The sequence below is a fragment of the Mycobacterium sp. 1165178.9 genome, assembly GCF_001673555.1.
GTDB lineage: Bacteria > Actinomycetota > Actinomycetes > Mycobacteriales > Mycobacteriaceae > Mycobacterium.
Genome location: NZ_LZMB01000388.1, coordinates 1 through 5,032, shown reverse-complemented (window position 1 = coordinate 5,032; position 5,032 = coordinate 1). Strand labels below are relative to the sequence as shown.

The window sequence follows — 5,032 nt, the reverse complement described above, 5'->3', positions numbered from 1 at the left end:
CGCGGCGCCGAACGCGTTCGGCAACTTCTTCAACGACTACAACGCCGACACCGGAACGATCGTAGGTGGGTTCGGTCTGATGAATATGGCGAATCCCACCTGGGGCGGGCAGGTTCTGCTGTCCACACCGGGCTGCACGCAAATCGGCGCCATCGAGAACATCACGGCGGTCGAATCGGGCAAGCTGTGCTCCCTGTTCCTCGGTCCCGGATTGCGGCAGACGAGCTGGAATAACTCGCCGATTCCCCTCAACATAATCATCGCCAAATCGGTTGACCCGGGAAGGGTTCTCTACACCGAGCCGCGCCTGGCGCCCGGCGGCGAGGGCCCGAAGCCCGGACCACCCGAAATGCCGCCCGCAGTGTCGGCCTACACCGGCCTGCCGGGCGATCCCGTGGGACCCCCGGGGGCGGTGCCGCCGGAGCGGATACCGGGCGCGGCGATGCCGCTGCCGCCGCCACCGTCGACACCGGTGCCCCCACCACCACCCGCGCCGTCCGTGTCGGGCATGCTGCTGCCAGACGGAGGGCCACAACAATGATCGCCCGGGTGGTCGCTAGGCGGGTATTCACCGTCGGCTGTTGCGTGATGTTGATGACGACGGGATGCGCATTCCACGGCCTGAATTCGCTACCGCTGCCCGGCGCGGTCGGACGTGGGCCCGGGGCCAACATCTACCACGTAGAACTCCCGAATGTCGGGACGATGGAGTCGAATTCGCCGGTGCTGATCGACGACGTCGTCGTCGGCAGTGTCGGCACGATGCGGGTGCAAGGCTGGCACGCGGACGTCGAGATCTCGGTCAAACGCGACGTGGTGGTCCCGGCCAACGTGGTAGCGACCGTCGGTCAGACCAGCCTGCTGGGCTCGATGCATGTGGAGCTCAATACGCCGCCCGGGCAATCGGGAGGTGGACGGCTGCAGCCGGGCGCCACCATCCCGCTGAGCCGATCCTCGGCCTATCCCTCGACAGAGCAGACGCTGTCGTCGCTCGGCGCGGTCGTCAACGGCGGTGGACTTGGACAAATCGGAGAGGTCATCCACAATTTCTCGGCCGCCCTGTCCGGGCACGAGGGTGCGGTGCGTGATCTGATTACCCGCCTGGACACGTTCGTCGGGACCTTGGACGACCAGCGGGACAACATCGTCGCCTCCATCCAGGCGCTGAATCGGCTGTCGGCCACCTTCGCCGACCAACGCGACGTAATCACCGACGCGCTGCGCAAGATACCGCCGGCACTTGAGGTGTTGATCAAGGAGCGGCCGCGTCTGACGGCCGCCCTGGATCATCTTCGGGTGTTCAGCAACACCGCCACCCGGCTGATCAACGACTCCCAGGCCGACCTGGTCACGAACCTCAAAAATCTGGAGCCGACCATCAAAGCGCTCGCCGACGTCGGACCGGAGTTCGGCGCGGCCATCGCGGCGGCGTTCGTGTTCCCGTTCACCCAGAACTTCGTCGACCGCGCGGTCCGAGGCGACTTCTTCAACCTGCATTTCGACTTCGACCTCACGATTCCACGGCTCAAGAAGGGTTTGTTGCTTGGAACCCACTGGGGACAGCTGGATATGCCTGTGCCACCGGTGCCCGGGGATCCGTATCGCATGACGTACACACTCGATCCTTTGCATAACCCGCTGAGGCCACCGTGGATCGATCCCAACGCCTTGCCGCTGCCCCCACCGCCGCCGGGTGCGGCTCCGCCGCCCGGCCCGCCGCCGGCTGCGGTACCGGGACCGGGACCCGGGAATTATGGACCGCTGCCCGGCCCGCCGCCGGGTGCGGCCCCTCTGCCCGGTCCGCCGCCGGGTACGGCTCCGGTGCCCGACGCGGGTCTTGGTCAAACGCCGCCGCCCGCAGAGGCGCCTGGAACGGGAGCGGGTGGATAGATGCTGACGCGCTTCGTTCGCATCCAGCTGGCGGTTTTCGCGATCGCCGGAATCATCGGCGTAATCGCGATGATTCTCTTCTATATCCAAGCGCCGACCCTGCTGGGCATCGGCCGGATGACGGTAACGCTGGAGCTGCCGGCCACCGGCGGCCTGTACCGGTTTTCCAACGTGACCTACCGCGGGGTTCAGCAAGGCAAGGTCACCTCGGTGGATCTGACGCCGACCGGCGCGAAAGCCACACTCTCGCTGAGCAGTTCACCGAAGGTCCCGGCGAATCTGACGGCGAAGGTGCTAAGCGTTTCCGCGGTGGGTGAACAGTACGTGGACTTGCAGCCCAAAACCGATTCGCCGCCCTATCTGCACGACGGCTCGGTTATCGCCGTGCGCGACACGACGATTCCGCAGCCGGTCGCCCCGATGCTCGAGCAAGTCAATGCCTTGGTCAAGAGCATCCCGAAGACCAAACTCGGCCAATTGCTCGACGAGGCCTTCCAGGGCTTCAACGGTTCGGGTTATGACTTGGGGTCGCTGATCGATTCCTCGAAGACTTTGTCCCGCGATGCCAACGGCGTCGTCGATCGCACCCGAGCCCTCACCGAAGACACTGGACCGCTGCTGGATACCCAGGCGAGCACCACCGATTCGATCAGGAAGTGGGCACACAGCTTCGCTGGCATCTCGGATACGCTGGTGGATAACGATTCCCACTTCCGCACCATCTTGGAGAAAGGCCCTGACGCCGCGAACGAGGCGTCGCGGCTCCTCGAACAGATCAAACCGACGCTGCCGGTGCTGCTTGCCAACCTCACCACCATCGGGCAGATCGGCGTCACCTACCATCCTTCGATCGAGCAGCTACTGGTGTTGCTACCGTCGGGCGTTGCTGTCGAGCAGGCCGCTCAGGGCGAAAACCATCCCGACGGTAGGGCTTACGGTGACTTCGCGGCGACGGTCGACGATCCGCCGATTTGCACGGTCGGCTTCATGCCGCCCAACACCTGGCGGTCCCCAGACGACCTCACCGACATCGACACACCGGATGGGTTGTATTGCAAACTCCCGCAGGATTCACCGATCGCGGTTCGCGGTGCCCGCAACTATCCCTGTATGGGTCACCCGGGTAAGCGCGCACCGACTGTCGAAATCTGCAACAGCGACAAGCCGTACATGCCACTAGCGATGCGACAGCACACCCTCGGTCCCTATCCGCTGGACCCAAATCTGCTGGCCCAGGGTGTCCCGCCCGATGACCGAATCACCACCAATGACAGGATCTTTGGCCCGGTCGAGGGTACGCCGCTACCGCCGGGGGCGGTGCCGCGCGGAGCTCCTGTGGGGCCGCGGGGAGAAAATCCACCGCCGGGCACGCTCGGGGCCGCAGTTCCCCCCGTCCCGTCTTCGGGACCCCCCGCGCTGGCGCCGATGTCGAGAATGTCGGCGGACCTTCCGCCCATAGCGCCACTCGACGTTCCTGCGGCGGGAGAACTTCCCCCGCCGCCCGCGGCGCCAGCCCCGCTTCCGGTCCCGCTTCCAGCCCCGCCCTCTCCTCCCGATCCCGCGCCGGCTGACACGGCTGGCGGCGGAGGACCCCAGGCTGCGCCAAGCTCGTTCGGGGCCAACGCGTCTAAGCCCGGGCCGTCGGTCGTGGTGGCGAAGTACGATCCGCGCACCGGTCGTTACGTCGGTCCGGACGGAAAGTTGTACCAGCAGTCGGATCTCGTTGCCCCGAAAGCACCCAGGACGTGGAAGGACATGCTTCCCACCTGAATTCGCCGGGAGACGAAGCGGCCCGAGGGCGGGGCATTGAAGCTAGGGCGGCCCGGTCAGGAGAGCGGCCCGAGGGCGGGGGCAATGAAGCTAGGGCGGCCCGGTCAGGAGAGCTGGTCCAGGCGCAACGGCATCGTGATATCAAGCCACTGGTTTTGCCCGCAGGCACCGCTCGGGCCGACTGTCTTGTCCTTGCCCGAAAGGACCCGCGACCCGATTTGGAACCCACCATTGTCGTTCACCGGGTAGAAAAAGAACTGCTGCTGCCCGGCAAACGCGGTACCGTCCTGGCACCGCTCCCAGTTCGGCACTTCGCGTCTCACCTTCCACATCTCGCCATCTTTCATGTATAGGGCCGCGGTCCATCCCTGGTCGCTCGTCACCGTGCCATGGCATTCCAGGGTCGAGTCGCAGGTCGAGCTGATGGTCCATACTTGATAGACCGTTGGCTCGCCGAAGTACTGATCGTTTCTCTGGGCGTAATCGCCAATGGACGTGGCGCGGAAAGTCCCATTGATGGCCACGTCTTCCTTGGTTATTGCCCGGGCTGTGGATGCCGTGATCAAACCGCCGAATGCAGTGGCAGCTAACAGCGTTGCGGTGGTGAGTGTCTTGACTGAACGCATCAGGTGCTCCTCGAAGCGCGTAATCCGAGAGTGCCGATGGCACCTTTTCGCCGTCGGTTGCGGCGTTCTCGAGCGATGACGTTACACCGGTTCGGGCCGCCAGATAACGGTTAGGACAACTTCTGCCGCGCTCATCCGGACGGGTCGAATTTCGCGATCAGCCAGGAACCATTGATTTTTCTCAGCGTGACCAGGACGCTGCTCTGCGTCGTCTCGGGGTCTTTCTTTTGTAAGCTTGCCGTGGTCTGGTCGACGAAAACCAGCACGACGGCCGAATCGGGATGCAATTCCGAGACTGCGGCCCGGATGACCTTGGCGGTTGCCGTCAGTCTTCCCTTCTCCGCCACCGGCGCGATGGCATCGTCGGTGAATTTGTTGTAATAGGCCAGAAAGTCGCCAGTCAGATGTGATTTCGCGTTGTTGAAATCGCGGTTTAGATGGTCATAGGAATACGACAGCACCGCCACGGCACCATCTGACGCCGCCTGGATTGCCCGGTGCGCCGCCGCGTCACCGACCCGCTGATCCGGCCGGTAGAGGATCAAGTACACGCCGGCAGCGACTCCCACGGCGGCAATCACCAAAGTTGTCGCGACGATCGAACGCCACCTTGCCAGATACCGGGGGGCGCGGCGCCGGATCGCCGTCAGCCGGCGCAAGCGTCCCGGCCCCTCGCTGGTGGGCGGCGTCCCGTCGTCGGCGGGTGAAGTCTCCGCGTCGCCGGTCGTATTTTCGGTGCCGTGGCG

4 protein-coding genes and 1 pseudogene are annotated in these 5,032 nt (G+C 64.8%); 3 read left to right on the top strand and 2 right to left on the bottom strand.

Features of this window, described 5'->3' with window-relative positions; genetic code table 11:
- The 3 genes and pseudogenes from A5652_RS17050 to A5652_RS17040 all read left to right on the top strand — a co-directional run.
- Positions 1-541 (top strand): annotated as a pseudogene (locus tag A5652_RS17050) (mammalian cell entry protein); the annotation flags it as partial.
- Positions 538-1,890, top strand: a complete 1,353-nt coding sequence (locus A5652_RS17045; RefSeq protein WP_067353781.1) for an MCE family protein — start codon at positions 538-540, stop codon at positions 1,888-1,890. The pseudogene A5652_RS17050 and the gene A5652_RS17045, both read left to right, overlap by 4 nt.
- The gene (locus tag A5652_RS17040) at positions 1,891-3,660 is read left to right on the top strand and encodes an MCE family protein (protein WP_067353777.1); all 1,770 of its coding nucleotides are present in this window, start codon (positions 1,891-1,893) and stop codon (positions 3,658-3,660) included. It begins immediately after the preceding gene.
- A 104-nt stretch (positions 3,661-3,764) separates the two neighbouring features.
- On the opposite strand, the gene A5652_RS17035 is transcribed toward A5652_RS17040, so the two are convergent.
- Both A5652_RS17035 and A5652_RS17030 read right to left on the bottom strand, forming a co-directional pair.
- On the bottom strand, positions 3,765-4,286 hold the full coding sequence (locus A5652_RS17035; RefSeq protein ID WP_067353774.1) for a hypothetical protein: 522 nt from the start codon (positions 4,284-4,286) through the stop codon (positions 3,765-3,767).
- Positions 4,287-4,417: 131 nt separating this feature from the next.
- The coding region (locus tag A5652_RS17030) for a hypothetical protein (RefSeq protein ID WP_369805812.1) at positions 4,418-5,032 on the bottom strand (615 nt) is incomplete at its 5' end.